This is a genomic window from Halomicrobium sp. HArcht1-1 (assembly GCF_058933285.1).
Genome location: NZ_JBZYDL010000001.1, coordinates 1,619,813 through 1,645,819 on the forward strand (window position 1 = coordinate 1,619,813; position 26,007 = coordinate 1,645,819).

Sequence of the window (26,007 nt, forward strand, 5' to 3'; positions counted from 1 at the left end):
CGAGGCGACGTGTGTTACCACCTCGCGTTTTCTTTTGGGTAACCTAAAACTCAAGTGCGTCCGGCAGAGACCCCTATCTAATGAGCCAACAGACGGTTTCAGAAGGGGAGGATGGGTTCACCTTCGACGACCTGACGGTCGTCATGGGGACGTACAACGAGGCCGAAGCGATCGGGACGGTCCTCTCTGACATCGACGCCGAGACGGACGGCCGCGCGAACGTGATCTGTGTCGACGGGTCGAGCGACCGCACGCCGGAGATCGCCCGCGAACACGGTGCCCGCGTCATCGAACAGGAGCCACAGGGGTACGGTGTCGCCGTCCGCGAGGCGGTGCTGGCCGCCGACCGGCCCGTGGTCGTCACGACCGACTGTGACGACACCTATCCGATGGATCGACTCGGCGACTTCCTCGAACTGATCAACGACGGCGCGGACGTGGTCAGCGGCGACCGGCTCTACCACGGTGCCGATCCGATGCCGGCGTTCAATCGCTTCGGGAACCACGCCTTCGCCGTCCTGGCGAGCGTGCTGATGGGCGAGCGCGTCCACGACACGACGACTGGCATGCGAGCCTACCGCCGCGAGGTCGTCCAGAAGATCGAGTGGACCGAGAACACCGGCCTCTCGGCAGAGCTGTTGATCCGCCCGCTGATGCGGGGCTACGACGTGCGCGAAGCGCCCATCGCCTACGCCGAGCGGGCCGGCGAGACGAAGCTCGACCCGCTCTCGGGCGGTGCAGCCATCGCGAAGTCCATCGTCAAAGTCTGCGTCCAAGAGCAGTTCCGCTGATCACCGGTCGGGCGGCTGTCGGTAGCTCTCCGTCCCGCCGGGGTGGCCCTGCGGATTTTCCAGGCCCACGAGCTTGCCGCCGGTCGGCGACGAGTACAGCGCGTACTGGAGTTCGTTGACCAGGTAGTACCGGACTCGCTCTTCCGGCCGTCCGTCTGGGTCCGGATCCGCGGTGTCGACGCTGAACTCCCGGAGCAACTCGTCTCTCCCTGCCTGATCGAGCGCTGCGAAGGACTGCTCTTCCCACGTCTGGGCGTAGGATTCCAGTTCGTCCAGCGCCGTCGCCACGCCACGCCCGTACGCCGGCCGGTCGGTGACTTTCCCGACGACGTACCGCTCGACGAACGCGTCGACGTTGTCGACGGCCTCGGGATAGATCGTGTCTGCGAGCGCGAGCAGCGTCTCTCGCTGTTGCTCGGACAGCCCCGGCTGCTCGTCGTCTCGGCGGAGCCGATCCCAGGTCAACGCGCTCCCGGCGGCGACGCCGCCAACGGCGAGCGCGATCACCGCGTCGCGTCGTGTGAGTTCGTAGTCGGTCATGGTGTCGTCAGCGTCGTCTCGATCGAGACGCCGTCCTCGTGGCTGCCGGGGACGTACGCCGCTTCGCCGCCACAGAGTCGCCCGTCCCGACAGACCTCCGCGTACGGCGTCAGGACGCGGACGCGTCCGTCGGCGGTCTCGACGGGCACTTCGAACCGGTAAGTGAAACCCGCTCCGGTGCCGTAGTCGACGAACGCCGACAGGACGAGTCGCTCGCGGTCCGCGAGGGGGACGACCGTCCGGTCGAGCCCCTCGCCGGTCAGCGCCGCCCGCTCCCCGTCGAGAGCCAACTGGAGCGACAGCGACTCACGGCCGGCCACGTCGGCGGTCGTGTAGCCACTCCCGTTCTCGCTGGCCAGTCGAATCGACACCCGCTGTGCGAACTGTGGGACTCCGAGCGTCGTCTCCTGACGCACCGTCTCGCCGCTGGCGTGCTCGACGCGCTGGAGCCGCGGCTCGACGGTCGCGCCGGTCGTGGGCGACCACGGCCCGCGGTAGGTGTACCGATAGATTTCCCGGTCCGGGAACGCGTCGACGACGGCGAACTGCCGCTCGTCGAGCGCGTACACCGTCCCGTCGTCGTAGCCCGGATCGTTTCGCAGGGCCTGGAAGGGATGGCCCAGCCAGTCGCCGTACGGCGTCGGCAAGAAGACGAGCCCGTCGTCGAGCGACCGCTCCTCGAACGGCTCGTACGCCTGCTCGTAGCGGTCGGTGACGGCCGCGTTGTCCGACACCGGCTCCGCGACCATGGCGACGCCCAGACCGGCAACGAGCGTCGCGGAGAGGACGAGCGCCGCGGTGACGTGTCGGGCGTTCGCCCAGGAGCGACGCTGCACCGTCTGGCGGAGCCGATCCCACGCGACGGTCAACCCGACCGCGCCGAAGACGGCCGTCGGCAAGAGGAGGTCGACGTGGTAGTACGTCCCGAGCGTGTGGACCAGTCCGTCGCCAGCCCGATCCAGTTCGCCGAGCGTGTTCAGCGTGCCCCAGAAGAAGAGGTTCCCGACGGGGACCGTCAGGGCGATCCCGGCGACGGTCGCCTGTCGCGGCGTCAGTCCCCGCCTGATCGCCGTCGCGAAGCCGAGGGCGGCCGCCAGCGTCCCCAGCGCACCGGCGACGACCCACCTGGTCGCGTACACCCACAGCGCCTCGGCGTTCGAGCGCAGCGCCAACGAGGGCGTGTACTCCCGGCTGTAGCCGGCGATCTCGCGGACGCCGAAGCCCGGTCCGTCCATGGGAGCGAAGACCTGGTAGGGAAAGCGCAGCGGATCGCCGGTCACCACCGCGTTGTAGCCAAGCGCCACGGCGACGCCGACGATCCCCAGCGCCGCCGTCAGGCCCTGTCGCACGAGTGGCTCGCGCTCCAGTTCCCGCAGCGTCCACAGCGCGTGGGCGATGAACGGCGCGGCGAACAGGACCGCGGTGTAGGGGCGCGCGAAGAAGGCGATCCCGATTGCCGCTCCCGCCGCGACCGCGCTCGCCCGGCTCCCGGTCCGGTCGGCGTGGAGGTACGCCGCCGCGAACCCGAGGTTCCAGAGCGTCGTCGGGACGTACGGCAGGAAGACGGACGCGTCGACGAGAAAGAGCGGCGAGCCCAGCAGCAACCCCCCGGCCAGCAGTCCCCGCCGACGGTCGAACAGTTCCGTGCCGACCCGAACCGTCAGCGCGACGACGCCGGCAGCCACGAGCGCGAGCGCGATGCGGGCGCTGCCCAGGAGCGTCCCGACCGCGAACATCGCGGCCGGCACGGGCGAGTACTTGGGGTACAGCCGGCCGTCGCCGGCCTCGACGAAGAACCACGGTCGGAACGCGTCGGTGACGGGCGGATCGAGGAACAGCCGTCCATCCAGCAACATGGCCGCCTGCTGGAGGTAGACGGCCTCGTCGTGGTTGGTCGTGTGGTAGGGAAACACCTGCGTCGCCAGCGCGTAGACGACGACCCCCGCCGTCACCGCCAGCCCCGCGACCGCGAGCCGGTGGCGGCGGCGCGTCATTCGGTTGGGTACCAGGCCAGCGGATGGTCGGCCGTCAGGTCGATCTCGACCGGTTCGCCCGGTTCGAACGACTCGCTGTGGTTGTGCAGACAGTGGACGACGTCGCCGCTGTGGAGCTTCACCCGGTAGACGAAGGAGGGGCCGTTGTACTGGCGCTGCGTGACGTAGCCGTCGGCGGTCGACTCCGCCGTCGGGATCGCCCGCAGGTCGTCGGGCCGGACGAGCACGTCGACGGTCGCGCCGTTGTACGCCTCGACGGGGCCGTTGAGCCGCGCCGTCCTGAACGTCCCCATCCCGGTCTCGATGTCGTCGCCGGCCACACGGGCAGAGAGGAAACTCGCCTGCCCGAGGAAGCTCGCGACGAAGCGCGACTCGGGATTCTCGAAGACCTCGGCGGGATCGCCCACCTGCTCGATCGTGCCGTCGTTCATGATCGCGACCCGGTCGGAGATCGAGAGGGCTTCCTCCTGGTCGTGCGTGACCGAGATCGCGGTCACGCCGGCTCGCTTGAGGATCTTCCGGACCTCCTCGCGCATCTCGACACGGAGGCGCACGTCGAGATTCGAGAACGGCTCGTCGAGCAGCAACACGTCGGGTTCGGGCGCGAGCGAACGCGCCAGCGCGACCCGCTGTTGCTGGCCGCCGGAGAGCTTGCTGGGCATCTTCTCGCGGTGGTCGGTGAGATCGACGAGTTCCAGCAGCTCCGTGACCCGCTCGTCCGCCTCGTGGCTGTCGGCGTCCCGGAGCCCGAAGGCGATGTTCTCCGCGACGTTCAGGTGCGGGAAGAGCGCGTAGTCCTGGAAGACGATCCCGACGTTTCGCTCCTCGGGCTTGCGGAAGGTCGATCCGTCGGCGACGGCCCGATCCTCGATCTGGATCGAACCACCCGATGGACGTTCGAGGCCGGCGATCATGCGCAGCGTCGTCGTCTTCCCACAGCCCGAGGGGCCGAGCAGTGTCAGTAGCTCGCCGTCGTTGACCGACAGCGAGAGGTCGTCGACCGCCGTCTCCGCGCCGTACTCGCGGGTGATCCCGTCGAGTTCGAGGACGGTCGCGGACGGATCGTCGACCGCCGATTCGACCGAGTCGAACGCTGCTGTCGTGTTGCGTGTGTCTATGTCAGGCTCCATTCTGTTGTTCCCTCCCGAGGATGACGAGCATCGACAGTCCGGACACGACGACGAGTACGAGCGCCGGGACCGCGGCCTGCCCGTAGTAGCCGGACTCCTGGACCCGCCAGATGTAGGTGACGAAGGTCTCGAAGCCCAGCGGCCGCAACATGAGCGTCGCCGGCAGCTCTTTCATCGTCGTCAGGAAGACCAGCGCGCCGCCGGCCGCGATACCGGGCGCGACCAGGGGCAAGACGACCTTCCGGAAGGCCGTCAGCGGCGGGTATCCCAGCGACCGAGCGGCCTCGACGTAGCTGGGATCGACCTGTAACAGCGACGACTTCGTCGTCCCCACCGCCTGTGGCATGAACCGGACGACGTAGGCGAACACGAGCAGGAACACCGTGTTGTAGACGAAGGGGACGTACTTGAGGCTGAGGAAGACCAGCGCGAGGCCCAGCACGACGCCGGGGACCGCGTAGCCGACGTAGCTCAGTCGGTCCGGCAGCGAGCTGACCCGCGAGTCGCCACGGGCCGCGAGGTACGCGAGCGGGAGCGCGACGACGACGCTGACCGCCGCCGCTGCGGCCGCGACGGTCAGCGAGTTCCAGGCAAAGCCCAGCTCGAAGGGCCGGCCAGCCCCCGAGTAGCCGACGCCGCCCCTGACGAGCCACTGGAGGAGAATCGCGATCGGCAGCGCGAGTCCGAGCGTCGCGACCGCGCCACAGAACAGCGTCGCCGGGAGCTTCCAGACGCCGAGTTTGATCTCGCCGGGGCGGCGCGCGCCGCGACTGACGTACGCGCCGTCTCGACCGGCCTCGATCCGCGACTCGATGGCGAGGACGACGACCGCCATGGCGAGCAACAGCCACGAGAGCACGGCAGCGTAGTCGATCCGGCGCGCCCCGAACTCGTTGAAGATCATTCGGGTGAACACGTCGTACTTCATGATCGACGGCGTCCCGAAGTCACCGAGCGTGTAGAGGGCCACGAGCAGTCCCCCGCCCGCGATTCCCGGCAGGATCTGGGGCAGCGTGACGCGCTTGAACGCCTCCCAGCGCGTGTGGTTGAGCGACCGTGCGGCCTCGACGATCGTCCCGTCGAACGACAGCAGGGCGGCGCGGGTCGTCAGGAAGATGTAGGGGTACGTAAACAGCGTCAACACCAGCGTCGCGCCCGGGAGCCCGTAGATCGCCGGGATCTGCTCGACGCCAAGCGGCGCGAGCAGGTTCGAGAGGTGGCCCTGCGGGCCAAAGGCCGAGACGAACGCGAACGCGCCGATGTAGCTGGGGACGACCAGCGGCAACGCGCTCGTGACCGTCCAGAATCGGCGGAAAGGAAGGTCCGTCTGGACCGTCAGAATCGCAAGCGGGACTCCGACGAGCGCGGACAACAGAGTCACGCTGCCCACCAGCACGATCGTGTTCGCCGTCACCTCGATCGTCGTCTGGCTGGTGAGCAACTCGATCGCACGCGCGGTGTCCATCTCGCCGGCCCGGAGGACGAGCCAGGCGAGCGGCGAGAGCACGAGGAGCGTGATCGCGACGGCGACGCCGGAGAGCACTCTGGAGGCGGAGCGTTCGGTGGTCGCCCCCTGGCTCTGCTCGGCGACGCGGTCGCGATCTCCGGTGGCCATCAGAGGACGCCGACCTCACGCAGCATGTCGACGGTCCCGCCCAGATCCGACAGCTCGCCCAGATCGATGTCCGGCGGGTTCAGCTCGTCGATCGTCGGGAGACCGCCGACCGGCTCGACGCCCGAGATCATCGGGTACGCGTACGTCCGAGTGGCGAAGAACTCCTGGGCCTCCGCCGAGAGGACGTGTCGGAGGAAGTTCTCCGCGAGTTCCTTGTTCTCGGTGCCGTCGAGGATCTGGGCACCGGAGACGTTGACCAGCGCACCGGCGTCGCCCTCGGTGAACGCGAGGTCGACCGGGGCCGAGGAGCGGTCGCTCTGGACCCGCAGCGAGTAGTAGTGGTTCGCGAAACCGGCCGAGATCTCGCCGTCGGCCACGCGGTTCGAGACGGCGAACTCGTTGTCGTAGGTCGTCACTCCGAGGTCCTGCATGGACTGGAGCCACTGGCGAGTCGTCTCGTCGTCCTCGATGACACGCATGGCGGTCACGAACGACTGGAAGGCGCTGTAACTGGGTGCCCAGCCGAAGGAGTCTCCGAAGGCGCTCGTCTCGGGGAACTCTGCGACCGTACTCGGCACGTCACTGGCCGAGAGCTCGTTCGTGTTGTACGGGATCGCGCGGGCGCGGCCGGCGAAGCCGACCCAGCGGCCCTCGCTGTCCTTGAAGGCGTCGCGAACCGGATCGGTCACCTCGCTGGACATCGACGCGGCGTTTCCGTCCTGTGCGACCGATCCGAGCGCACCGGCGTCGACGGCCATGAACACGTCTGCGGGCGTGTTACCGGCGTTGTTCTCGACACTGATTCGGTTCGCGAGGTTGCTGGCCGAGTCCTGCTGTGGGCTCACGTCGAAATCGGGATAGATCTGTTCGAGGAGATCGACCAGATCGAGGTAGAGACCGCTCTCGCCGCCACCGAGGAACATCGTCAGTTCGCCCGAGAGGTCCGGAAGGTCGTCGATGCTGGTCCCTTCCGGAGCGGAGCGTTGTTCGACGAGCGGGCCCGAGCCGCGGAAGTCTCCCACAGACAGCTCGCTTCCGCTCGTCCCGCCGCTCCCACCAGGGAGCATGTCCGTACACCCGGCGAGCGCGCTGGCGGCGAGCGTGCTGCTCGCGGCCAAGAAGCCCCGGCGTGACGACGGACGCGTGCGATCTCGATCCGATCGATCGTCGTCGTCGGCGTTGTGTTCCATCATTAGATTTAGGCCCTCCTAAACAACTTATACCTTTCTAATCGTCTGCCGGTACGGCGGTCGGTTCGTCGCTGAGGCTGCCCGGGTCGATCTCGTCGAGACAGCTCAGCCAGTCGAGCATGTACTCGCCACAGTAGTTCAGGAACGGGCCGTTCTCCCAGTCGTCGAAGTCGCCCTCGGCGAGGGCCTGGGCCATCGCCCGGAAGACACCGGCGTAGCTCTCGGCGTCGTCGCCCGCGTCGTCGACGATCTCCCAGACGTGTTCGTTCAGTTCGAGGCCGTGGACCTCGTTGGTGAGGTCCGAGAACGTCGAGCGGGGAGCCTTGTTGTGTTCACAGAGGGGGTCGCCGTTGTACACCTGCTTGCCGAGCACGTCGGCGGCCCGTTTGAGGAAGAGCCCGCTCCAGATGTCGTCGAAGCGACCCACGTCCCAGCGGTTGTCGTCCATGGGCAACTGGTAGAAGGCGGGGATCACTTCCCGGCGGAAGGCGAGGTTCATCGAGCAGACAGTGAGGTACTGGCCCGGTGCGGCGACGAAGTCCGTCCCGTAGTCCTCGCTGGTCGTGCGCGTCTGGGCCTGGCCCTGCAGGTCGCCGTCCATCAGGATACGGACCGCGTCGAGATCGGGGACGTTCGTCCAGAGACCCTGTGAGGCGACGACCTCGTCGACGTGGGCGGTCTCGGTCTCGACGGTCTCGTCCATGGCGGCGTAGGGGTAGCCACGCGGGTAGAGGTCGTGGTCGGACTGGTAGAGGACGTTGACCCACGCCTCGTCCGAACGGACCTGCTCGATCTCGCCGTCGTGGTCGAGGTTCCGCATGTGGGTGCCAAAGAAGTCCACGTCGTCGTGGGGGAGCGTGTCGTCGTCGATGAACACGCCGTACTCGAAGTCGTTGGCCCACATGTACAGCAGGCCGAAGGAGGTCTGTGCGTGACTGGCCTCGGGAATCAGGTGGTCGTACTCGCTCACGCCCTGCCGTTCGAACCACTCGGTGCGGCGCGAGCCGTCGAACACTTCGCCGTCGACGCCCAGATCGTCGATCAGCGCGGCCATCTCGTCGGTGTCACAGAAGTCCTCCGTCACGAGAACGAAGGACAGACGGTCGGTGTCGAACCCGTGTCGACGCGCGTTCTCGACGTACGCCTCGATGCACTCGTACTCCCTGATCGTCGGAACGACGACGCAGATGTCGGTCATTGGTTGCCCACATCTCTTTAGGCAACCCTAAAATACTTGTCGTTGTCGTCTATCACCCACGAAGGAAGCCTTCGGAATAATTTGCCAGTCGGTAATGAATGTATATAGTAAATATAGGCTGAATAAGGAGAACTATTATTTGCTTGCCCGCGGCGTGTTCCAGTACCATGAACAGACGAACTACTGGGGGCGATCGCGGCCAGCCATGAATCTCGATGGCCAGACCTGCGTCGTGACCGGGTCGTCGCGCGGGATCGGACGCGGTATCGCCAAAGACCTGGCCGCCCACGGGGGCGACGTCGTGGTGAACTATCGTTCGTCGGAAGACGAAGCCAGAGCCGTCGTCGAGGAGATCGAAGACGACGGCGGCACCGCGATGGCCGCACAGGCCGACATCTCCGAGCAGGACGACGTGGAATCGATGGTCGCGGCGGTACACGACACGTTCGGGTCGGTGGACGTACTCGTCAACAACGCCGGGGTCACCATCGACAAGAAGTTCGAGAACATGACCCGCGATGACTGGGAGACGGTCATCGACGTGAACCTCGGCGGCGTCTTCAACTGTACGAACGCCTTCTACGAGGACATCGAGCAGTCCGAAACCGGGCGACTGATCAACATCTCCTCGGTCGTCGGCCAGCAGGGCAACTACGGGCAGGCCAACTACGCGACGACGAAGTCCGGTCTGTTCGGGTTCACCCGAACGCTCGCGCTCGAACTCGCCGACACCGGCTCGACGGCCAACTGCATCGCACCGGGGTTCGTCGCCACGGACATGCTCGAAGAGGTACCAGAGCGTGTGCAGGAGAAGATTCTGCGAGAGATCCCGCTGAATCGGTTCGCCACGGTCGAGGACATCTCGGGGATCGTCCGGTTCGTCGCCAGCGAAGAGTCGAGCTACATGACCGGGCAGGTGCTGGGCGTCAACGGCGGTATGGAGTGGTAACATGAGTGAGCACGACACAGATTCGGACGGCCAAGCGGAGACCGACGACGCGGTCTCTGACCCTATCGAGGAGCTTCGGGAACGCAAACGCGAAGCACAACTCGGCGGCGGCGAGGATCGCATCCAGGCCCAGCACGACAAGGGGAAGATGACTGCCCGCGAACGGATCGACTTCCTCGTCGACGACGGAACGTTCAACGAGATCGACCCCTTCGTCGAACACCGGTCGACGAACTTCGGGATGGAAGAAAAGCAGTTCGCGGGCGACGCCGTCGTGACGGGCTACGGCGAGGTCGACGGGCGGAAGGTCTTCCTGTTCGCCCACGACTTCACCGTCCTCGGTGGCTCCGTCGGCGAGGTCGTCGCCGACAAGATCTGCAAGGTGATGGACAAGGCCATCGAGAACGGCGTACCCGTCATCGGGCTGAACGACTCCGGCGGCGCGCGCATCCAGGAAGGGGTCGACTCGCTCGTCGGCTTCGCCAAGATCTTCCAGCGCAACACGGAGGCCTCGGGACTGATCCCGCAGATCTCGGCGATCATGGGGCCGTGTGCCGGCGGCGCGACCTACTCGCCCGCACTGACGGACTTTACCTTCATGGTCGAGGACACCAGCCACATGTTCATCACGGGGCCGGACGTGATCGAGACGGTCACCGGTGAACAGGTCTCCAAGGGCGAACTCGGCGGTGCGGGCTCACACGCCTCGAAGTCCGGCGTCGCCCACTTCGCCTACCCGAGCGAGGAGGCCGCACTGGAGAACATCCGGCGGCTCCTCTCGTATCTCCCACAGAACAACATGGAGGACCCGCCGCGGGTCAAACCGTGGGACGAACCGGACCGCGAGGTGCCGGAGGTCACCGACATCGTCCCCGACGCCCCGCGCAAGCCCTACGACATGACGAAGGTCATCGGGAGCATCGTCGACGAGGACTCGTTCTTCGAGGTCCACGAGAACTGGGCGCGCAACGTCGTCGTCGGCTTCGCCCGCATGGACGGGCGCTCGGTCGGGATCGTCGCCAACCAGCCCCGGGTCAGCGCCGGGACGCTGGACATCGACGCTTCCGAGAAGGCCGCCCGGTTCATCCGGATGTGTGACTCGTTCAACGTCCCGATCGTCTCGCTGGTCGACGTGCCGGGCTTCATGCCCGGGACCGACCAGGAGCACAACGGGATCATCCGCCGCGGGGCGAAGCTCATCTACGCCTACGCCGAGGCGACGGTGCCGCTGCTGTCCGTGGTCGTCAGGAAGGCCTACGGCGGGGCCTACATCGTCATGTCCTCGAAGTTCCTCGGTTCGGACGTGAACTACGCCTGGCCGGGCTCTGAGATGGCGGTGCTCGGACCGCGCGGCGCGGTCAACATCCTCTATCGCAACGAGATCGCCGAGGCCGACGATCCCGACGCCCGCCGGCAGGCGCTCATGGACGAGTTCCGCGAGGAGTTCGCTCACCCCTACGGGCCGGCCAAGCGGGGCTACCTCGACGACGTGATCGAACCGAAGGACACCCGCGAACGACTGATCGACGACCTCGACCTGCTGGAACGGAAACGCGAGGAGTCGCCGCCGAAAGACCACGGCAACATCCCACTGTAACGATGTCGTCACTCGAATCAACCGACGACGACGAGGAAGCGGTCGAGGACGCCGACGAGACGACGGTGACCGTCACTGCCGGCGACCGGGAACTGGACGTGTCGCTCCCGGACGACGCCTCGCCGTCCGAGGCCGCGGCCATCGCCTCGGCGATCAGTGCTCACGTCACGGATCGCCAGCGCGCTGGGGCCGCCGCGGCAGCGGCCGCGAGTGACTCCGAGCCCGAGTACGCCAACGAGTGGGTACTCGAAGGGCGTCTCGAACGCTTCGGCAAGCGCCGCCGCCCACAGCGAGTCGAGCGAGGCGACGAGTGGAAGGCGGCCGGTCGGTCGTTCTATCGGTAGGCGCTACTCCGCGCCGTTCATCTCTCGGAGCACTTCGAGGTCGCGGGTGGTCTTCGCGAACTCCGCGGTGGGATTGTACGCGTCACAGTGGTCACACTGGAACCGCTCTCCCGACGCCGGAAGCTCGGAGAGGCGCTGTTCCCACTCGGTCGTGCAGTCGGGACACTGGAGCTGTATCCAGGCTTCCTGCATGTGTTCGTGTGCCAGTGGCACACTCATATACTTTGTCCGGGCTCTCGACCGCCGGGAACGCGGGCCACAACGACACCTAGAGTGACAGGTCAGGGCAAAGACAACTGGAACCACAACGAACACAATACCCCCGCGAGTCCCCACCCACATGGGAGTCGCCGTAATCGAAGCGTCGATGACGAAGTTCGGCCAGCGCGACGCCTGGCTCCGCGATCTACTCGCGGAGGCGGGCGAGGCGTGTCTGTCCGACGCACCCATCGACAACGACGACGTGGAGCATCTGTACGTCTCGAACATGTCCAGCGGGGAGTTCGAGGGGCAGACGGGCGTGATGAACTGGCTGGCCCACGATCTCGGCCTGCTGCCGGCCTACAGCGAGCGGGTCGATCAGACGTCTTCCTCCGGCGGTGCGGGGATCTACGAGGCCTGGCAGTCGATCGCCTCCGGTGCGAGCGAGATGACGCTGCTGGTCGGCGGCGAGAAGATGACCCACAAGACGACGCCGGAAGCGACCGACATCATCGCCTCGATCACCCATCCCGACGAGTACAAACACGGCGTCACGCTGCCGTCTTTCGCCGGCCTGACCGCTCGCCACTATCTCGAACGGTTCGACGCCCCCCGCGAATCGCTGGCGAAAGTCGCCGTGAAGAACCATCACAACGGCGTCGACAACCCCAACGCGCAGTTCCAGAAGGAGATCACGATGGAGACGGCCCTGGAGTCGCCGATCGTCGCCGACCCGCTGCGCCTGTACGACTTCTGTCCGATCACGGACGGCAGCGCCGCGATGCTCTTTACCACCGAGGAGCGGGCGGCCGAGTTGACCGACGACTACGCCGTCGTCTCGGGGATCGGCGGCGCGACGGACACCCACGTCGTCCACGAGCGGACGGATCCGACGGTGATGGGTGGCGTCGTCGAGTCGAGCGACCAGGCCTACGAGATGGCCGGCCTGGGTCCCGACGACCTCGACGTGGCCGAACTCCACGACATGTTCACGATCTTGGAGTTCCTCCAGCTGGAGGGGATCGGCGTCGCCGAGCAGGGCGAAGCCTGGGAACTCGCGATGGACGGGTACACGGACAGAGACGGCGAACTGCCGATCAACACTTCCGGCGGACTGAAGTCCAAGGGCCACCCGCTCGGCGCGAGCGGGGTCGCTCAGGGCGTCGAGATCTACGAACAGCTCGTCGGCGAGGCCGGGCCTCGACAGGTCGAGGCCGACGTGGGACTGGCCTGTAACGTCGGTGGCTTCGGGAACTGTGTCATCACCACGATCATGGAGGCCGCAGAATGACTGCTGTTGGACACGCACACCTCGGAGGCTCGTATCGCGCGCGACAACGTCACACTCGGTCACAGGGAGGTGACCTCGCGTGACCTTCGACGCACACCGCTGTGAGAACGGTCACGTGACCTATCCCGGCCACACGTTCTGTCCGGAGTGTGGCGAGAAACAGACCGAGACGATCGACCTCTCGGAGCGCCGCGGCGAGGTCGTCACCTGGACTCACTCGACGGCGACGCCGCCGGGCGTGCGCGAGCCGAACACGCTGGCGATCGTCGAGTTCGACGTGGCAGACACCGTCGTCCGCGCGCTCGGCCAGGTCACGACCGAGGACGTCGAAACCGGCGACGTGGTCGAACCGGTGTACGTCGAGGAACTGCGTGATCCCGAGATCGGGATCAAGGAACCGGAGAGTCAGGACTGGGACGGGTATCGGTTCCGACCAGTCCAGTGAGGCGTCTCGCCGTCGAACAACTGGTCGGAAGCGGCTCAGTTCCGACCAGTCCAGTGAGACGTCTCAGTCCGCCGTGACGGTCGTCCGTCGAACCGGTTCGTCGGTGGACTGTTCGACCAGTCGGTCCAGACAGTCCGCGACGGATTCGGTCTCGGAACCCGCCGCGTGCGGTGCGACGGTCCGGAGGTCGCCGTCCTCGTAGAGTGCGAGACAGATCGCGGGAAAGACCAACTCGGTGCGCTTCTCGCCGGTCTCCATCGAGTAGCACTCTCGGGTGTCGAAAAACGGCGTCAGCCGGGCACCGTTGGACCGGGCCCAGTCGCTGAACTCGTTGTACCGCCGCCGCTGTTCGGGCGCGTCTGCCCCGTCGACCGGCAGCCGCTTGTCCCACGACGTTACGCTGTAGCCGTCGAGCAGCCCCTCCGACGTGAGCCGCTCCAGTCGCGCGATGGTCCGCTGGCTGCTCTGGGTCGCCGGTGTCGGGAGGGTCTCCCGAACGAATAGCCTCGCCCGAACTCCCCCCGGCCGCTCTGTCGTGGGCATGGTGTCTCTCCGTAGTAGCCCACGAATAATAAATCATTATGTTTTTTAGAGTATGTTTATTCGCGGCGCTACGAGAACGAGTGCAGTACGGCGGACGGGCCTTACAGCTGGTAAATTCTGGCGTTCGAGCGTTTCCAGTCGATCCGGTGGTTACGACGATTCGTCGTCGTCCGAATCAGTCTGGTCGGTCACGTCGTCTTTCAGCGACCGGAGTTCTGCGTCCACGTCGACCGGCACGTCCCCGTTCTCGTCGCCGTCCTCCGATTCGGCCGTCGTGGCCGAGTCCGCCGAGCCATCGGCGGCCTGCTCCTCGATGCGGGACTCGATGTCCGCTCGCAGGCGACGCGCTTCGGTCAGGAGTTCGCGCGCCTCGTCGTCCGTGGGCTGGCCCTCGACGGCGTCCTGAAGGTCCGCGAGCGCGCCGTCGAGCTTCGAGAGCGTGGTCGCGCTGAGGCGCTCGGCGCGGGCTCGCACGTCGCTCCCCTCCGAGTCCGCAGTCGGTGCTCGACCGTCCGCCATCCGTAGCGCCCGCTGGAGGAGCTTCAGGGCCTCGATGTTGGTCCGCAACAGGAGGATCGTCGCGGGAATGGCGACGTCGCTGGTCAACCGCATCAGTTCGCGGGGCGTCGGCGGACGCAGCCGGTCCTCGTCGTCCCGTGGCTCGAACTCGGTTTCGAGCCGCTGTAACGTCGTGACGAGTTCGCCGACCAGGGACGCCAGATCGTCGTCGGAGCTGCTCATACGCGCTGTTGCAGTGTGAGATATAAAAACCCAGCCGCGGTCGGATTAGGCGAACCAAAATCCTTTTAGCTTTAGGCATACCTAACCTCCGCTAATGGCACCCGTCTCGGAACGCGAACAAGATTCAGACGACGCTCGGACAGAACCGTCGGTCAGCGCCCATCAGAGTTCCCCCGACAGAACGGTCTTCACAGAAGACGGAAACTCCGACGCCTGGATCGCGACCGACCTCACGGTCGAACCCTGGGAGTAACGCGGCTCTTCTCCTCGCTACTCGATACCGTCAGTTGCCACGCTACTGCATCGCGTTCTCGGTGACGAGCGTGTCGTCTTCGAGGTAGTGCTCGATGTGGTGGGCGTCTTCTTCGGTCTCGACCAGGATCTCGCGGAGGATCTGTGCCGTCGCGTGGTCGCCGAGGTTGGTCGCCAGCTCGACGTGATCACGTAGCGACTCGATGATCTCGCCGTACATCTCGAGGTCGTTGGCCAGCGAGGTCCGGATGTCGTACACGTCCTCGTCTTCGGATTCGACCGGCGCGTGGTCAGCCAGTGCGGCCGGTCCGGCGACGGGCGTCCCACCGAGTGCCTGGGCGCGCTCGGCGAGTTCGTCGGCCGCTGCTTCGGCGTTTTCGGCGGCGTCGCCCAGGAACAGGTGGAGGTCACGGAACTCCGCCCCCTCGACGTTCCAGTGGTGCTTCTTGAGCTGGTGATAGAGGACGTAGGTCGCCGCCAGGTCGCTGTTCAGCGCGTCGATGATCTGCTCGGACTTGTCTCGCTCGAGGCGAAGCTCGTTGTCACCGACGGTGCCAAACTCCTGCTGGACGGACGTTTGTTTGCTCATGGCAACTACGACTACTACCGGACGGCACTTAAAACCTTCGCGATTCCAGAAACGATTTTTTGCTTTTGGCAAACCTAATTCTCGAATCCTGCACAACGTGGCAACTAGATGTAGTGTTTTCCACGCTCTGCGGGAGCCGATCGACCGAGACGAGCTGCTGTCTGATCGGGAACGACGGTCCCAGAAAGTCGACCGCCGGCAGTGCCGCGTCGCGACCTACAGCGTGCGGTCGAGCGCCACGTACGCGACACCGTCTGGTGGCGTCGGCGACACGTCACTCGCGGTCGAGACGGTCCGGCGGTGTACGTCGACGAGAGCACCGAGCATCGCGTCGCCGACGCCGAGTGCGTCTCCGAACTCGTCCCACACGGTCGCCGGAACTCGCAGGTAGTAGACCTCGGCCGTGCGCTCGATCAGCGGGTCCTCGTACTGCTTGCGCCACTCGTAGACGATGTTCTCGACGCCGGGCAACTCCTCGACTGCCGCCTGGTGGTCGGCGAGTCGCTCGGTCAACGCTGCTGGATCGACCGCGAACTCGCTGGCCGATCGCTCGACGTCGGCGGCGTCGAACAGGTCGCTGTCGACGGACTCCATCGCGCGACGTTCGCACTCGATGCATAAAAGTCCCAACAATCGACGGGCCGTTCCCACCGCCCGAGACACCGCCAGCAGAATTATCCCGTCACGCAGGGAAGGTCGAACTGCATGGGACGCCTCTCAACGTTGTTCTCGCCCGACCGGGTCGCCGTCGTCGGTGCGACAGACTCCGACGGTGCAGTCGGTCGCGCGATCACGGAAAACTTGCAGGCGTCGTTCACGGGTGATATCGTCGCCGTCAACCCGTACAAGGAGAGCGTGCTGGGTCTGCCCTGCCACGACACCGTGGCCGACGTCGAGGCAGACATCGACGTGGCGGTGATCGTCGTCCCACCCGACGTCGCCGTCGACTCGATCCGCGAGGCCGGCGAGGCCGGGATCGAGAACGTCGTCGTCATCACCGCCGGCTTCGGCGAAACCGGTACGGAGGGCGCAGCACGCGAGAAAGACCTCAGAGAGACGGCCGCCGAGTACGACCTCAACCTCGTCGGCCCGAACAGCCTCGGCATCATGAGCACGCCGACCGGGCTCAACGCCACGTTCGGCAACGAGATGGCAACGAGTGGCGGCATCTCGTTCATGAGCCAGTCTGGCGCGTTCGTCACGGCCGTCCTGGACTGGGCCGCCGAACGCGACGTGGGATTCAAAGACATCGTCTCGCTTGGCAACAAGGCGATCCTCGACGAACGGGACTTCATCGACGAGTGGGGTGCAGACCCCGACACCGACGTGATCCTCGGCTACCTCGAAGACATCGAGGACGGCGCGGGCTTCGTCCAGACCGCCCGCGAGGTCACACAGGAGACGCCGATCGTGCTCGTCAAGTCCGGCCGGACCGACGCCGGTGCCAGCGCCGCCGCCTCTCACACCGGCGCAATGGCCGGCTCGGAAGCGGCCTACGAGGCGGGTCTCGAACAGTCCGGCGCGATCCGGGTCGAGACCGTCCAGGAGCTGTTCGACTACGCACAGATCCTCGCCGACCAGCCCCTCCCGGAGGGGAAGGAAGTCGCGATCGTCACGAACGCGGGCGGACCCGGCGTGATGACCACCGACGCCGTCGGCGACAGCGGCCTCGAACTGGCCGACCTCACCGACGACACCGTCGAGCGCCTCGCCGAGACGATGCCCGACGAGGCCAACATCTACAACCCCGTCGACATCATCGGCGACGCACCGGCGGCCCGGTTCGAGGCGGCCCTGGAGACCGTCATGGCCGACGACAACGTCGCCATGGCGGTCGTCGTCGCCTGTCCGACAGCAGTCCTCTCGTTCGAGGAGCTGGCGGAAGTCGTCGTCGACTGCCAGCAGGAGTACGACATTCCCGTCGCGACCACGCTGATGGGCGGCCAGAGCGTCGGTCCCGCCGCCTCGACGTTGACCGAGTCCGGCATTCCGAACTACTTCGACCCGGCGCGGGCCGTCGACAGCCTCGACGCGCTGGCCCGCTACGACGACATCCAGTCCCGTGAGTACACCGACCCCGAGACCTTCGACGTGGACCGCGAGCGGGCCCGGAGCATCCTGTCGTCGGCCGCGGACCGAAACCAGAACCGCCTCGGCGTCGAAGCCATGGACTTGCTCGACGCCTACGGGATTCCGACGCCGGAGGGCGAGGTCGTCGACTCCCCGTCGGAGGCCCAGTCGGTCGCGGAATCGATCGGCGACGAGGTCGTCATGAAGATCGTGAGTCCGGACATCCTCCACAAGTCCGACATCGGTGGCGTCGAGGTCGGCGTCTCGCCGGAGGACGTGTGGGACACCTACGAGGACCTCGTCGTGCGAGCGCGCAACTACCAGCAGGACGCGACGATCCTCGGCGTCCAGGTCCAGGAGATGCTGGACGTCGACGCGGGCACCGAGACGATCCTCGGGGTGAACCGAGATCCCCAGTTCGGCCCGCTGGTCCTGTTCGGACTCGGCGGCATCTTCGTCGAAGTACTCGAAGACACGACGCTCCGGGTCGCGCCGGTCTCGGAGCCCGACGCCCGCTCGATGCTCGACGACATCGAGTCGGCTCCGCTGTTGCGGGGCGCACGCGGTCGCGATCCGGTCGACGAGGACGCGCTGGTCGAGACGATCCAGCGCCTCTCACAGCTCGTCACGGACTTCCCAGCGATCGTCGAACTGGACATCAACCCGCTCGTCGCGACCAACGACGGCGTCGCGGCGATCGACCTGCGGCTGACCCTCGATCAGGAGGAACTATGAACACGCTACTGGTCACCTCGACGAACGACGGCATCGGCAAGACGGCGATCACCCTCGCGCTCGCTCGGCGCGCACAGCAGGCGGGCTACGACGTGGGGTACATGAAACCGAAGGGCACGCGGCTCCAGAGTGCGGTCGGCAAGACCCGCGACGAGGACCCGATGCTCGCGCGCGAACTGCTCGATCTCGACGCGGAGATGCACGAGATGGAGCCGATCGTCTACTCCCCGACGTTCATTCAGGAGGCGATCCGCGGGCGCGAAGATCCCGACGAACTTCGCGAGCGAGTCGTCGATAGCTTCGAGGACCTGGCCGAGGACAAAGACCTGATGATCGTCGAGGGGAGCGGCGACCTCTCGACGGGGAGCATCGTCGACCTCGACGACGTGGACATCGCCGAGGCCCTCGACGCCCGCATGTTGCTGGTCACGGGGTACGACTCCGTGGCGACGACCGACGCGGTGCTTGGCAGCGCACAGACGGCCGGCGACCGGCTGGAAGGCGTCGTCTTCAACGGCGTCGCCGACGCCAAGATGGACGAGCTCAACGACGACGTGATCCCGTTCCTCGACGGGCGGGACGTTCCGGTGTTCGGCGCGCTCCCGACGGTCCCGGAGCTGTCGGGCGTCACCGTCGAGGAACTCGCCCGGAGCCTGGGCTGTAACGTCCTGACGCCGGATATCGACCTCGACAAACACGTCGAGCGGTTCACCGTCGGCGCGATGGGCGGCAGCAGTGCGCTCGACCAGTTCCGGCGGACACGGGACGCGGTCATGATCACCGGCGGCGACCGCTCGGAGGTCCAGACGGCCGCACTGGAGTCCGCAGGCATCAAGGCGCTGTTGCTGACCGGCGGCTTCCGACCGGCCAGTGCCGTCCTCGGTCGCGCACAGGAAGAGGGCGTCCCGATCTTGCTCGTCCAGTCGGACACCCGGACGACGATCGATCGCGTCGAGGACGTTCTCCACGCGGGACGTACCCGAACCGGAGACACCGTCGACCGAATGGGCGAACTGCTCGCCGAAGGCGTCGACGTGGAACGGCTGCTCTCGGTCGATCTCTGAGCGAGCCTCGCTGGACCACTCCGCAGACGACTGGTCGGCGGTCCGCTGGCAGCACTCTCAGTCGCCGCCACTTTCGACGCCGCGAAATCGTTCGGGGAGTGCCGACGCCACGGCGTCGACGAGCGCCTCGCCGTCTGCCACGTCGACCGGCGGCAGCGTCGCCACCGGCACGTCGTTGGCCGTCTCGATCTCGCGTGGATTCGTCCGCTCGGCGACGGTCGCGCCCTCGTACTCGTTCAGGACGACCCCGCGAACGGAGACGCCCCGGCGACGCAGCGCCTCGACGGTCAGTGCCGTGTGATTCAGCGTCCCCAGCCCGGAGCGGGCGACGACCAGCGTCGGCAGGTCGAGGTCGCCGACGAGATCGACGACCTCGTGGGTCGCCGTCAGCGGGACCCGAAGTCCGCCGATCCCCTCGACGACGGTCGCCTCGCTGTCCTCGACGGCCGCGCGACAGCCGGCCAGCAGACGGTCGTAGGAGAGTTCGACGCCCGCCTCGCGGGCCGCAACGGCGGGGGCTAGCGCCGGGCCGAGTCGTTCCAGACAGGTCGCCGCCGCGGCGTCGCCACAGACGCGCTCGACGAAGCGCGCGTCGTCGTCCGCCGGGACACCGGTCTGACAGGGCTTGACCGCGGTCGCGTCGATTCCGTCCCGGCGGAGCCACCCCGTGATGCCGGCCGTGAGGACCGTCTTGCCGACGCCGGTGTCGGTCCCGACCACGAACAGGCTCACAGCAGCTCACACTCCGTGCCGGCACGCGCGAAGGCGTCGAGACAGCGCTCGATCGCCGCCTCGTCGTGGGTTGCCATCGGCGCGACCCGGAGCCGCGACCGGCCAGCCGGGACGGTCGGCGGCCTGATCGCCGGTGCAACGATGCCTCGGTCGCGGACGGCCGCCGCGAGTGCCATCGCGTCGTCTCGGTCCCCGACGACCACGGGGAGGATGTGCGTGTCGCCCAGCACCTCGAACCCGGCGGCTTCGAGGCCGTCCCGGAGCCGTTCGACGTTGTCCCAGAGTCGCTCCGGCCGAGACCCCTCGCGGGCGATCCGGAGCGCCTCGCGTGCCGCTCCGGCGGCCGGCGGTGCGAGTCCGGTCGAGAAGACGAACGTCCGGGCCTCGTTGAGCAGGAACTCGATCAGCGTCTCCGCACCGGCGACGTACCCGCCCTGTGCGGCCAGTGCCTTCGAGAGGGTCCCGAGCTGTACGTCGACCCGGTCGCTCACGCCCTGTGCCTGGACGACACCGCCACCGTCGGTACCGACGACGCCGGTCGCGTGGGCTTCGTCGACCATCACCCACGCGCCGTGGCGCTCGGCCACGTCACAGATGTCGGACAGCGGCGCGCGGTCGCCGTCCATGGAGAACACGCTGTCGGTGAGGACGAGCCACGACTCGTCGTCGGCGTCGCCGCTTCGGGCGTCCATCCGCCGCGCGAGATCCGCGGGATCACAGTGGTCGTAGACCACCGTCTCGCCGGCCCCGATCCGACAGCCGTCGACGATGCTGGCGTGGTTCAGCTCGTCGGAGAACACCACGTCCGGCGCGAGCGCGTCGATCACACCGACGTTTGCAGCGTAGCCAGACGAAAACGCGAGCGCGCGCTCCGTTCCCTTGCAGTCTGCGAGGTCGCGCTCCAGGGCTCGATGGAGCGTCGTATCCCCCGTGACGAGCCGCGACGCGCCGGCACCGGTACCGATCGACCGTGCCGCGGCCTCGGCCGCTCGCTGGACCCGGCCGTCGTCGGCCAGCCCGAGGTAGTTGTTCGCGGCGAAGACCAGCTCCGGCTCGCCGAAGTCGGCGGCGTCACCGCCCGGATCGTCGGCCAGTCGGGTCCGGCCGGCGACCGATTCGGCGGGGTTCAGGTGGCGTCGCAGGCCGCGCTCTTCGCGCTGTTCGAGCCGTCGCCCGAGCGAAAAGCCGTGTGTCATCAGAACGTCGGCATCAGTTCTGCCGGCCCGTAGACGCCGTAGTCGCCCGCGCGATTTCGCAACACGGCGGCCTTCAGGTAGCCGATCGCGGGGCCGTTGACGTTGGCTTCCATGCTCGTCGCGTCGTCGAGCTGGAAGGTGTTGGTCCCCGTCTCGCCGTCGAAGGTCCTGCCGGTCACGCTGACGGTCGTCGTCGTCGGCTTCTCGTCCTGTCGCACGTCGAGAATCCCGCCGACGGTCACGTCCTCGGCGTCACAGACGCCGGCCCGCTCCAGCAACACGTCGTCGGCGTGTTCCATGTCGTCGAACTCCAGGCGACCGTCGTGCTCGTCGATCAGCGCCTCGATCTCCGCCTCGCTCATCTCGCGGGCCGACTCGATGTCGTAGCCGTCGAGGTGGGCGATGTCCTCTCGCACGGTGCCGCGGTTGTCCTCGTAGCCCGACTTCAGGCCGACGCCCCACCAGATCTCGACGGACTCGATCTCGACGAACGACTGGGCGGCGAGCGCCGCCGCTCCGGTGAGCAGCCCCGGCGTCGCACCGGCCCCACAGACGAACGTGATGCCGGCGTCGACGAGTCGCTCCTCGCGGTCTTCCAGCATCCCGATCACGCGCGAGCGTTTGAGCACGTCGATCAGGACGCCCTCGTAGTCGGCGTCTGCGAAGCGCTGGGCGACCCGAGGGATGAAGTCGTGCTCCAGGTTGGGCAGCGCCATCAGGACCGCGTCGATCTCGTCGGCTTCGGCGATCACGTCGTCGATCGGCGTCTCCGTCTCTCGGCCCTGGTCGCTGGCGACGATGCCGGCCTGCTCGCCGTGCTGTTTGACGCCGCCGGCAGCCGCGCCGCCGTCTGATCGCAGATCAGACGAGCCGTCGGTCGCGTCGGGGTCGTCGGCCGGGCCGCTCGCGATGTTGCCCTCGGTGGCGTCGAGCAGTTCGTCCACGTCGAGCCCGCCGTGGTCGATGGCGACCCCGTTGCGATCACACGCCGCGACGGGCGTGAGGCCCTCTCGGTGGGTCGCGACTTCGAGCGTCCGTCTGCCGATACCACCCGTTCCGAGTACTGCGAATCGAATGTCGTCCATGGTGTCAGTCTCCGGATTCCGCTTCGCTGGTCGCCGTCCCGGCCGCCGTCTCGACGACGGCGTCGGGATCTGTTGCGTCGCCGTCTCGCTCCTTGACCGCCGCCGGGTCGAACTCGTTTTCGGCCATGTTCGGCTCCAGTCCCGCTCGCTCGACGGTCTCGATGTCGTCACCGGGCGACTGGCCGTCCGTCGTCAGGTAGTCGCCGGTGAGCATCCCGTCGGCACCCGCCTCGAACGGGAGGTGCTGTTCGTCCTCGTCGAGGTTGACCTCCCGGCCGCCGGTGAGTCGGACCCGTGCCTCGGGGTGGAGGAATCGGTACACTGCGATCGTCTTGACGATCTCCTCGGTCGTGATGTCGGCCGTCCCGTTCAGCTTCTCGGAGAGGGGCGTCCCGGCGACCGGATTGAGGATGTTGACCGGGAGCGAGGACACGCCGATGTCCTGGAGGGCGACCGCCGCGTCGACGCGATCCGCCGGGGACTCGCCCATCCCCAGAATCACGCCGGCACAGAGGTCCATGCCTGCCTCCTTGGCGACTTCCAGGGTCGCGACCCGATCCTCGAAGCTGTGGGAGTCGACGATCTCGGGGAAGAAGCGCGGCGAGGTCTCGATGTTGTGATTGTAGTGGTTGAGTCCTTCGTCGGCCAGGATGGCCGCTTCTTCCTCCGTGAGGATGCCGAGACTCGCGTCGACCTCTACGGCCGTCTCGTCGCGGACGAGCCTGATCGCTCGCAACACCTCGCGCCACTCCTCGGGTCGGTGCTCTTTCGAGACCCCCTTCTCGGCGACGACGATCCCGAAGCGCTGGGCACCGTCGCGTTCGGCGCGCTTGGCCGCGGCGAGGATCTCCTCGGGATCGAGGAAGCCGTAGTTCTCGATCCCGGTGTCGAAGTGGACCGACTGGGCACAGAAGCCACAGTCCTCGGCGCAGTTGCCGGCCTTCGCGTTCACGATCGAGCAGGCGTCGACGGTCCCGTCACCGAACTGTGACCGGACGTAGTCGGCCCCCGCTGCGAGTTCGCCGACGGGCTGGGCCAGCAGCGCGAGCCCGTCGCGGCGATCCAACTGTTCGCCGTCGATCACGCGGGCGACAGCGTCGTCGATCGTTCGGTTACCTGTCTCGTAAACCACATGCTAGGTGGCAGTTGACGGAACCTTATAGGTTCGGGTCGCGGGAGGGCGACCGTCGCCCCGAGCAGTCGGTCACGGACCGCCGCCGAGAGGGTCGTCCACCCGCCGCAGTGTCTCGGAACGATGGTAAATCGAGAAAACCGCTACGGCGATCTGTCTCATACTGTCGGCTGTCCGTCTGTCACGAATTTGGGACCCCGTGGTCGCAAATATCTCGAACCGGTGACAGCCGGCAGTATCAGTCGTCGTCGCCGACGACGGTGGGTCGCCCCTCGTGGTGGTGCAGTTCGGCGTCGCTGTCGTGGGTGCCGACGGGCGGTCGGTTCACCGACGCGGCCGCCGACCCTTCGAGATCGGTCTCGTCGGCGATCGACGCCATCTCGTCGCCCTCCCGTGCGTCCTGATCGATCCGCATCGAGCAGAACTCGACGCCACACATCGAACAGAAGCGGGCGTCCTTGTAGTTGTCACCCGGCAGCGTCTGGTCGTGGTACTCCTTGGCGCGCTCGGGATCGAGCGCGAGTTCGAACTGTTCGGACCAGTCGAAGGCGTAGCGGGCTTCGGAGAGAGCGTCGTCCCAGTCGCTGGCTCCGTCGCGGCCGTTGGCAACGTCGGCGGCGTGTGCGGCGATCCGGTAGGCAGCGAGCCCCTCTCGCACGTCCTCTCGCTCGGGCAGTCCGAGGTGTTCTTTCGGCGTGACGTAACACAGCATCGCCGCGCCCGCGCGTCCGGCCTCCGTCGCGCCGATCGCGCTGGTGATGTGGTCGTAACCCGGCGCGATGTCGGTCACCAGCGGGCCGAGGACGTAGAACGGCGCGCCGTCACAGACCTCCTGCTGGCGCTCGACGTTGTCCGCGACCTCGTCCATCGGGACGTGGCCCGGTCCCTCGACCATCACCTGGACGCCCTCGTCCCACGCTTTGCGGGTCAGCTCACCCAGGGTGTCCAGCTCTGCGAACTGTGCCTCGTCGCTCGCGTCGGCGATACAGCCGGGCCGCAGGCCGTCGCCGAGACTGAAGGTCACGTCGTGTTCGCGGAAGATCTCGCAGATCTCCTCGTACTTCGTGTACAGGGGATTCTGCATCCCGTTCTCCTCCATCCACTTGGCCATGATCGACCCGCCGCGAGAGACGATCCCGGTCTTGCGGCCGTCGGTCAGCGGGAGGTGCTCCATCAGCACGCCCGCGTGGATCGTCATGTAGTCGACCCCCTGCTCGGCCTGCTTCTCGATCACGTCCAGCAGGAGCTCGTGGGTGATCTCCTCGGGGCTGCCGGCGCGCTTGACGGCCTCGTAGATGGGGACCGTTCCGACGGGAACGGGCGAGTGGTCGACGTTGGCCTCGCGGATCTCGTCCAAGTTCGCGCCCGTCGAGAGGTCCATCACCGTGTCCGCGCCGTAGTGGACCGCGGTGTGGAGCTTCTCCAGTTCGCCGTCGAGATCGCTCGTCTCCTCGCTGTTGCCGATGTTGGCGTTGACCTTCGTCGAGAACTCCCGGCCGATGATCATCGGGTCGAGCGTCTCGTGGCCGACGTTGGCCGGAATCACGGCCTGCCCGTCCGCGACCTGCTGGCGGACGAACTCGGCGTCGACGTTCTCGCGCTCTGCGATCCGTTCCATCGCCGGTGTGATCTCTCCGTCGCTGGCACGCTGGAGCTGCGTCGTCATGGATAAGCTAGTTATATCACTGGATTATAAATCTTGCCAGTCTCGTCAGTACGGGTCGTCGCCGAGACGAGAACGAACGCTGGCCGCCGTTAGCGATCGCCCGGCCGACCAACCACTTCGACGAACTCCTCGCCGTCAAGTTCGCTCACCAGGGCGGGCTTTCGGGTCATGTAGTCGGACCCCTCCGAGACGGCGAAGCGCTCGGCCACGGCGGGGTCGAGGTAGTACCCGCCGGGTCCGTCCGGGCGGTCGCGGTACTCGCTCAGCCGAATCGGATCGCGCTCGAAGAGCCCACCGGGAGCGCGGCCGTCGAGCAACACCAGCCGCTTGTCGTCGTAGAAGGGGACGCCGTCCGTCGCTCGCTTCGCGTGGGCGTTCTCGGGGTGGCGTGCGAGCTTCTCGCGTTTCATGTCGATCGGGTCGTCGGGTTCGATCACGGTACGCGTCTCGACGGTGAAGTAGCCGACGAGATAGCGATGTTTGCGCTCTGATCCCTCCTCGACGAGCGAGGTGTAGAACGCCACCACGTCGCCTTCGCCGAGGCGCGAGAGCCGCGAGACGTACTGCCCGAACCCCTCGCGGTGCTCGCCGTAGGTCATCGCCTCGAAGTTGGGGTCGCGGTGCAGCGGCCAGTCTGGGACGGCCTCGTCACGCACCGTCTCTGCGCTCCCGTCCTCGGGATAGGTGTCGAGTCGGTTCGTCAGGTCGGCCCCAGTCCGGTCGTCGTACCGCAGGTCCCACGATCCGAACGTCTCCGGTTCGTCGGTGTCGGGCGTCTTCTCCGGGATCGGGACGTACTCGAAGCGACCGTCCGGGTACAGCGGCCCGTGTGCGTTGACGTTGCTGTCGTCGGCTCCGACGCCGGCAAAGACGACTGTCATCGTCGACACTGGGCGACGAGTCGGCAAAGGAACTCC

The 26,007-nt window shown here is 66.9% G+C and carries 25 protein-coding genes; 8 read left to right on the plus strand and 17 right to left on the minus strand.

The genetic code is table 11. The features are described from left to right. The first annotated feature begins 80 nt into the window (after positions 1 to 80). Positions 81 to 791, plus strand: a complete 711-nt coding sequence (locus tag AC5FRZ_RS08495; RefSeq protein ID WP_170094256.1) for a dolichyl-phosphate hexose transferase — start codon at positions 81 to 83, stop codon at positions 789 to 791. Here the strand turns inward: AC5FRZ_RS08495 and AC5FRZ_RS08500 are convergent, their stop codons facing one another. From AC5FRZ_RS08500 to AC5FRZ_RS08525, 6 genes are read right to left on the minus strand one after another with little or no spacing between them, the layout of a single operon-like run. Beyond that, entirely contained in the window at positions 792 to 1,331 is a 540-nt protein-coding gene (locus AC5FRZ_RS08500) for a gluconate 2-dehydrogenase subunit 3 family protein (protein WP_153553325.1), read from the minus strand. It abuts the gene before it with no gap. Beyond that, on the minus strand, positions 1,328 to 3,325 hold the full coding sequence (locus AC5FRZ_RS08505; protein ID WP_493564372.1) for a DUF7846 domain-containing protein: 1,998 nt from the start codon (positions 3,323 to 3,325) through the stop codon (positions 1,328 to 1,330). The genes AC5FRZ_RS08500 and AC5FRZ_RS08505 overlap by 4 nt, the downstream gene beginning before the upstream one ends. Continuing rightward, entirely contained in the window at positions 3,322 to 4,455 is a 1,134-nt protein-coding gene (locus AC5FRZ_RS08510) for an ABC transporter ATP-binding protein (RefSeq protein ID WP_372478994.1), read from the minus strand. The genes AC5FRZ_RS08505 and AC5FRZ_RS08510 overlap by 4 nt, the downstream gene beginning before the upstream one ends. After that, complete coding sequence (locus AC5FRZ_RS08515; protein WP_493564373.1) at positions 4,445 to 6,070, minus strand: ABC transporter permease; 1,626 nt, start codon at positions 6,068 to 6,070, stop codon at positions 4,445 to 4,447. The genes AC5FRZ_RS08510 and AC5FRZ_RS08515 overlap by 11 nt, the downstream gene beginning before the upstream one ends. Next, on the minus strand, positions 6,070 to 7,263 hold the full coding sequence (locus AC5FRZ_RS08520; protein ID WP_493564374.1) for an extracellular solute-binding protein: 1,194 nt from the start codon (positions 7,261 to 7,263) through the stop codon (positions 6,070 to 6,072). The genes AC5FRZ_RS08515 and AC5FRZ_RS08520 overlap by 1 nt, the downstream gene beginning before the upstream one ends. Before the next feature lie 34 nt (positions 7,264 to 7,297). Next, positions 7,298 to 8,458 (minus strand): alpha-1 4-glucan-protein synthase, encoded by a 1,161-nt coding sequence (locus AC5FRZ_RS08525; protein WP_493564375.1) that lies wholly within the window; start codon positions 8,456 to 8,458, stop codon positions 7,298 to 7,300. Between the two features lie 205 nt (positions 8,459 to 8,663). Between AC5FRZ_RS08525 and AC5FRZ_RS08530 the strand changes: the two genes are divergently transcribed. Genes AC5FRZ_RS08530 through AC5FRZ_RS08540 form a run of 3 tightly spaced genes read left to right on the plus strand, consistent with a single transcriptional unit; the run spans position 8,664 to position 11,348 of the window. Then, positions 8,664 to 9,407 (plus strand): beta-ketoacyl-ACP reductase, encoded by a 744-nt coding sequence (locus AC5FRZ_RS08530; protein ID WP_170094263.1) that lies wholly within the window; start codon positions 8,664 to 8,666, stop codon positions 9,405 to 9,407. A gap of 1 nt (position 9,408) precedes the next feature. After that, positions 9,409 to 11,004 (plus strand): acyl-CoA carboxylase subunit beta, encoded by a 1,596-nt coding sequence (locus tag AC5FRZ_RS08535; protein WP_493564376.1) that lies wholly within the window; start codon positions 9,409 to 9,411, stop codon positions 11,002 to 11,004. Positions 11,005 to 11,006: 2 nt separating this feature from the next. Next, the gene (locus tag AC5FRZ_RS08540) at positions 11,007 to 11,348 is read left to right on the plus strand and encodes a DUF8022 family protein (protein WP_493564377.1); all 342 of its coding nucleotides are present in this window, start codon (positions 11,007 to 11,009) and stop codon (positions 11,346 to 11,348) included. Positions 11,349 to 11,351: 3 nt separating this feature from the next. On the opposite strand, the gene AC5FRZ_RS08545 is transcribed toward AC5FRZ_RS08540, so the two are convergent. Next, on the minus strand, positions 11,352 to 11,567 hold the full coding sequence (locus AC5FRZ_RS08545) for a DUF7836 family putative zinc-binding protein (protein WP_240936967.1): 216 nt from the start codon (positions 11,565 to 11,567) through the stop codon (positions 11,352 to 11,354). 121 nt (positions 11,568 to 11,688) lie between these two features. On the opposite strand from AC5FRZ_RS08545, the gene AC5FRZ_RS08550 reads away from it, so the two are divergent. Next, positions 11,689 to 12,840 carry a thiolase family protein gene (locus AC5FRZ_RS08550; protein ID WP_493564378.1) on the plus strand — a complete coding sequence of 384 codons (1,152 nt, stop codon included), beginning with the start codon at positions 11,689 to 11,691 and terminating at the stop codon, positions 12,838 to 12,840. A gap of 79 nt (positions 12,841 to 12,919) precedes the next feature. Then, positions 12,920 to 13,285 carry a Zn-ribbon domain-containing OB-fold protein gene (locus tag AC5FRZ_RS08555; protein ID WP_170094267.1) on the plus strand — a complete coding sequence of 122 codons (366 nt, stop codon included), beginning with the start codon at positions 12,920 to 12,922 and terminating at the stop codon, positions 13,283 to 13,285. 63 nt (positions 13,286 to 13,348) lie between these two features. Here the strand turns inward: AC5FRZ_RS08555 and AC5FRZ_RS08560 are convergent, their stop codons facing one another. The 4 genes from AC5FRZ_RS08560 to AC5FRZ_RS08575 all read right to left on the minus strand — a co-directional run bounded on the left by AC5FRZ_RS08560 (position 13,349) and on the right by AC5FRZ_RS08575 (position 16,004). Then, complete coding sequence (locus AC5FRZ_RS08560; protein WP_170094268.1) at positions 13,349 to 13,828, minus strand: HTH domain-containing protein; 480 nt, start codon at positions 13,826 to 13,828, stop codon at positions 13,349 to 13,351. Positions 13,829 to 13,978: 150 nt separating this feature from the next. Continuing rightward, positions 13,979 to 14,569, minus strand: a complete 591-nt coding sequence (locus AC5FRZ_RS08565) for a DUF7547 family protein (RefSeq protein WP_170094269.1) — start codon at positions 14,567 to 14,569, stop codon at positions 13,979 to 13,981. 295 nt (positions 14,570 to 14,864) lie between these two features. After that, the gene (dpsA, locus tag AC5FRZ_RS08570) at positions 14,865 to 15,410 is read right to left on the minus strand and encodes a DNA starvation/stationary phase protection protein DpsA (RefSeq protein ID WP_493564379.1); all 546 of its coding nucleotides are present in this window, start codon (positions 15,408 to 15,410) and stop codon (positions 14,865 to 14,867) included. Between the two features lie 216 nt (positions 15,411 to 15,626). Next, positions 15,627 to 16,004 (minus strand): DUF8048 family protein, encoded by a 378-nt coding sequence (locus AC5FRZ_RS08575; protein ID WP_170094271.1) that lies wholly within the window; start codon positions 16,002 to 16,004, stop codon positions 15,627 to 15,629. Between the two features lie 111 nt (positions 16,005 to 16,115). Between AC5FRZ_RS08575 and acs the strand changes: the two genes are divergently transcribed. Together acs and AC5FRZ_RS08585 are read left to right on the plus strand one after the other, a co-directional pair. Next, positions 16,116 to 18,215, plus strand: coding sequence for an acetate--CoA ligase alpha subunit (gene acs / locus AC5FRZ_RS08580; RefSeq protein WP_170094272.1), 2,100 nt, complete (start codon positions 16,116 to 16,118; stop codon positions 18,213 to 18,215). After that, positions 18,212 to 19,279 (plus strand): phosphotransacetylase family protein, encoded by a 1,068-nt coding sequence (locus AC5FRZ_RS08585; protein WP_170094273.1) that lies wholly within the window; start codon positions 18,212 to 18,214, stop codon positions 19,277 to 19,279. Before acs ends, AC5FRZ_RS08585 begins: the two co-directional genes overlap by 4 nt. Before the next feature lie 57 nt (positions 19,280 to 19,336). Here the strand turns inward: AC5FRZ_RS08585 and bioD are convergent, their stop codons facing one another. The 6 genes from bioD to AC5FRZ_RS08615 form a co-directional block, all read right to left on the minus strand. Continuing rightward, positions 19,337 to 20,011 (minus strand): dethiobiotin synthase, encoded by a 675-nt coding sequence (gene bioD, locus AC5FRZ_RS08590; RefSeq protein ID WP_170094274.1) that lies wholly within the window; start codon positions 20,009 to 20,011, stop codon positions 19,337 to 19,339. After that, positions 20,008 to 21,207, minus strand: coding sequence for an aminotransferase class I/II-fold pyridoxal phosphate-dependent enzyme (locus AC5FRZ_RS08595; RefSeq protein ID WP_493564380.1), 1,200 nt, complete (start codon positions 21,205 to 21,207; stop codon positions 20,008 to 20,010). Before AC5FRZ_RS08595 ends, bioD begins: the two co-directional genes overlap by 4 nt. Next, entirely contained in the window at positions 21,207 to 22,292 is a 1,086-nt protein-coding gene (gene bioU / locus AC5FRZ_RS08600) for a (S)-8-amino-7-oxononanoate synthase BioU (RefSeq protein ID WP_493564381.1), read from the minus strand. The genes AC5FRZ_RS08595 and bioU overlap by 1 nt, the downstream gene beginning before the upstream one ends. A gap of 4 nt (positions 22,293 to 22,296) precedes the next feature. Next, entirely contained in the window at positions 22,297 to 23,424 is a 1,128-nt protein-coding gene (gene bioB, locus AC5FRZ_RS08605) for a biotin synthase BioB (RefSeq protein ID WP_170094277.1), read from the minus strand. A gap of 238 nt (positions 23,425 to 23,662) precedes the next feature. Then, on the minus strand, positions 23,663 to 25,090 hold the full coding sequence (gene thiC / locus AC5FRZ_RS08610) for a phosphomethylpyrimidine synthase ThiC (protein WP_372478982.1): 1,428 nt from the start codon (positions 25,088 to 25,090) through the stop codon (positions 23,663 to 23,665). An 89-nt stretch (positions 25,091 to 25,179) separates the two neighbouring features. Next, positions 25,180 to 25,971 (minus strand): Nmad3 family putative nucleotide modification protein, encoded by a 792-nt coding sequence (locus AC5FRZ_RS08615; RefSeq protein ID WP_493564382.1) that lies wholly within the window; start codon positions 25,969 to 25,971, stop codon positions 25,180 to 25,182. Between the last annotated feature and the right edge of the window lie 36 nt (positions 25,972 to 26,007).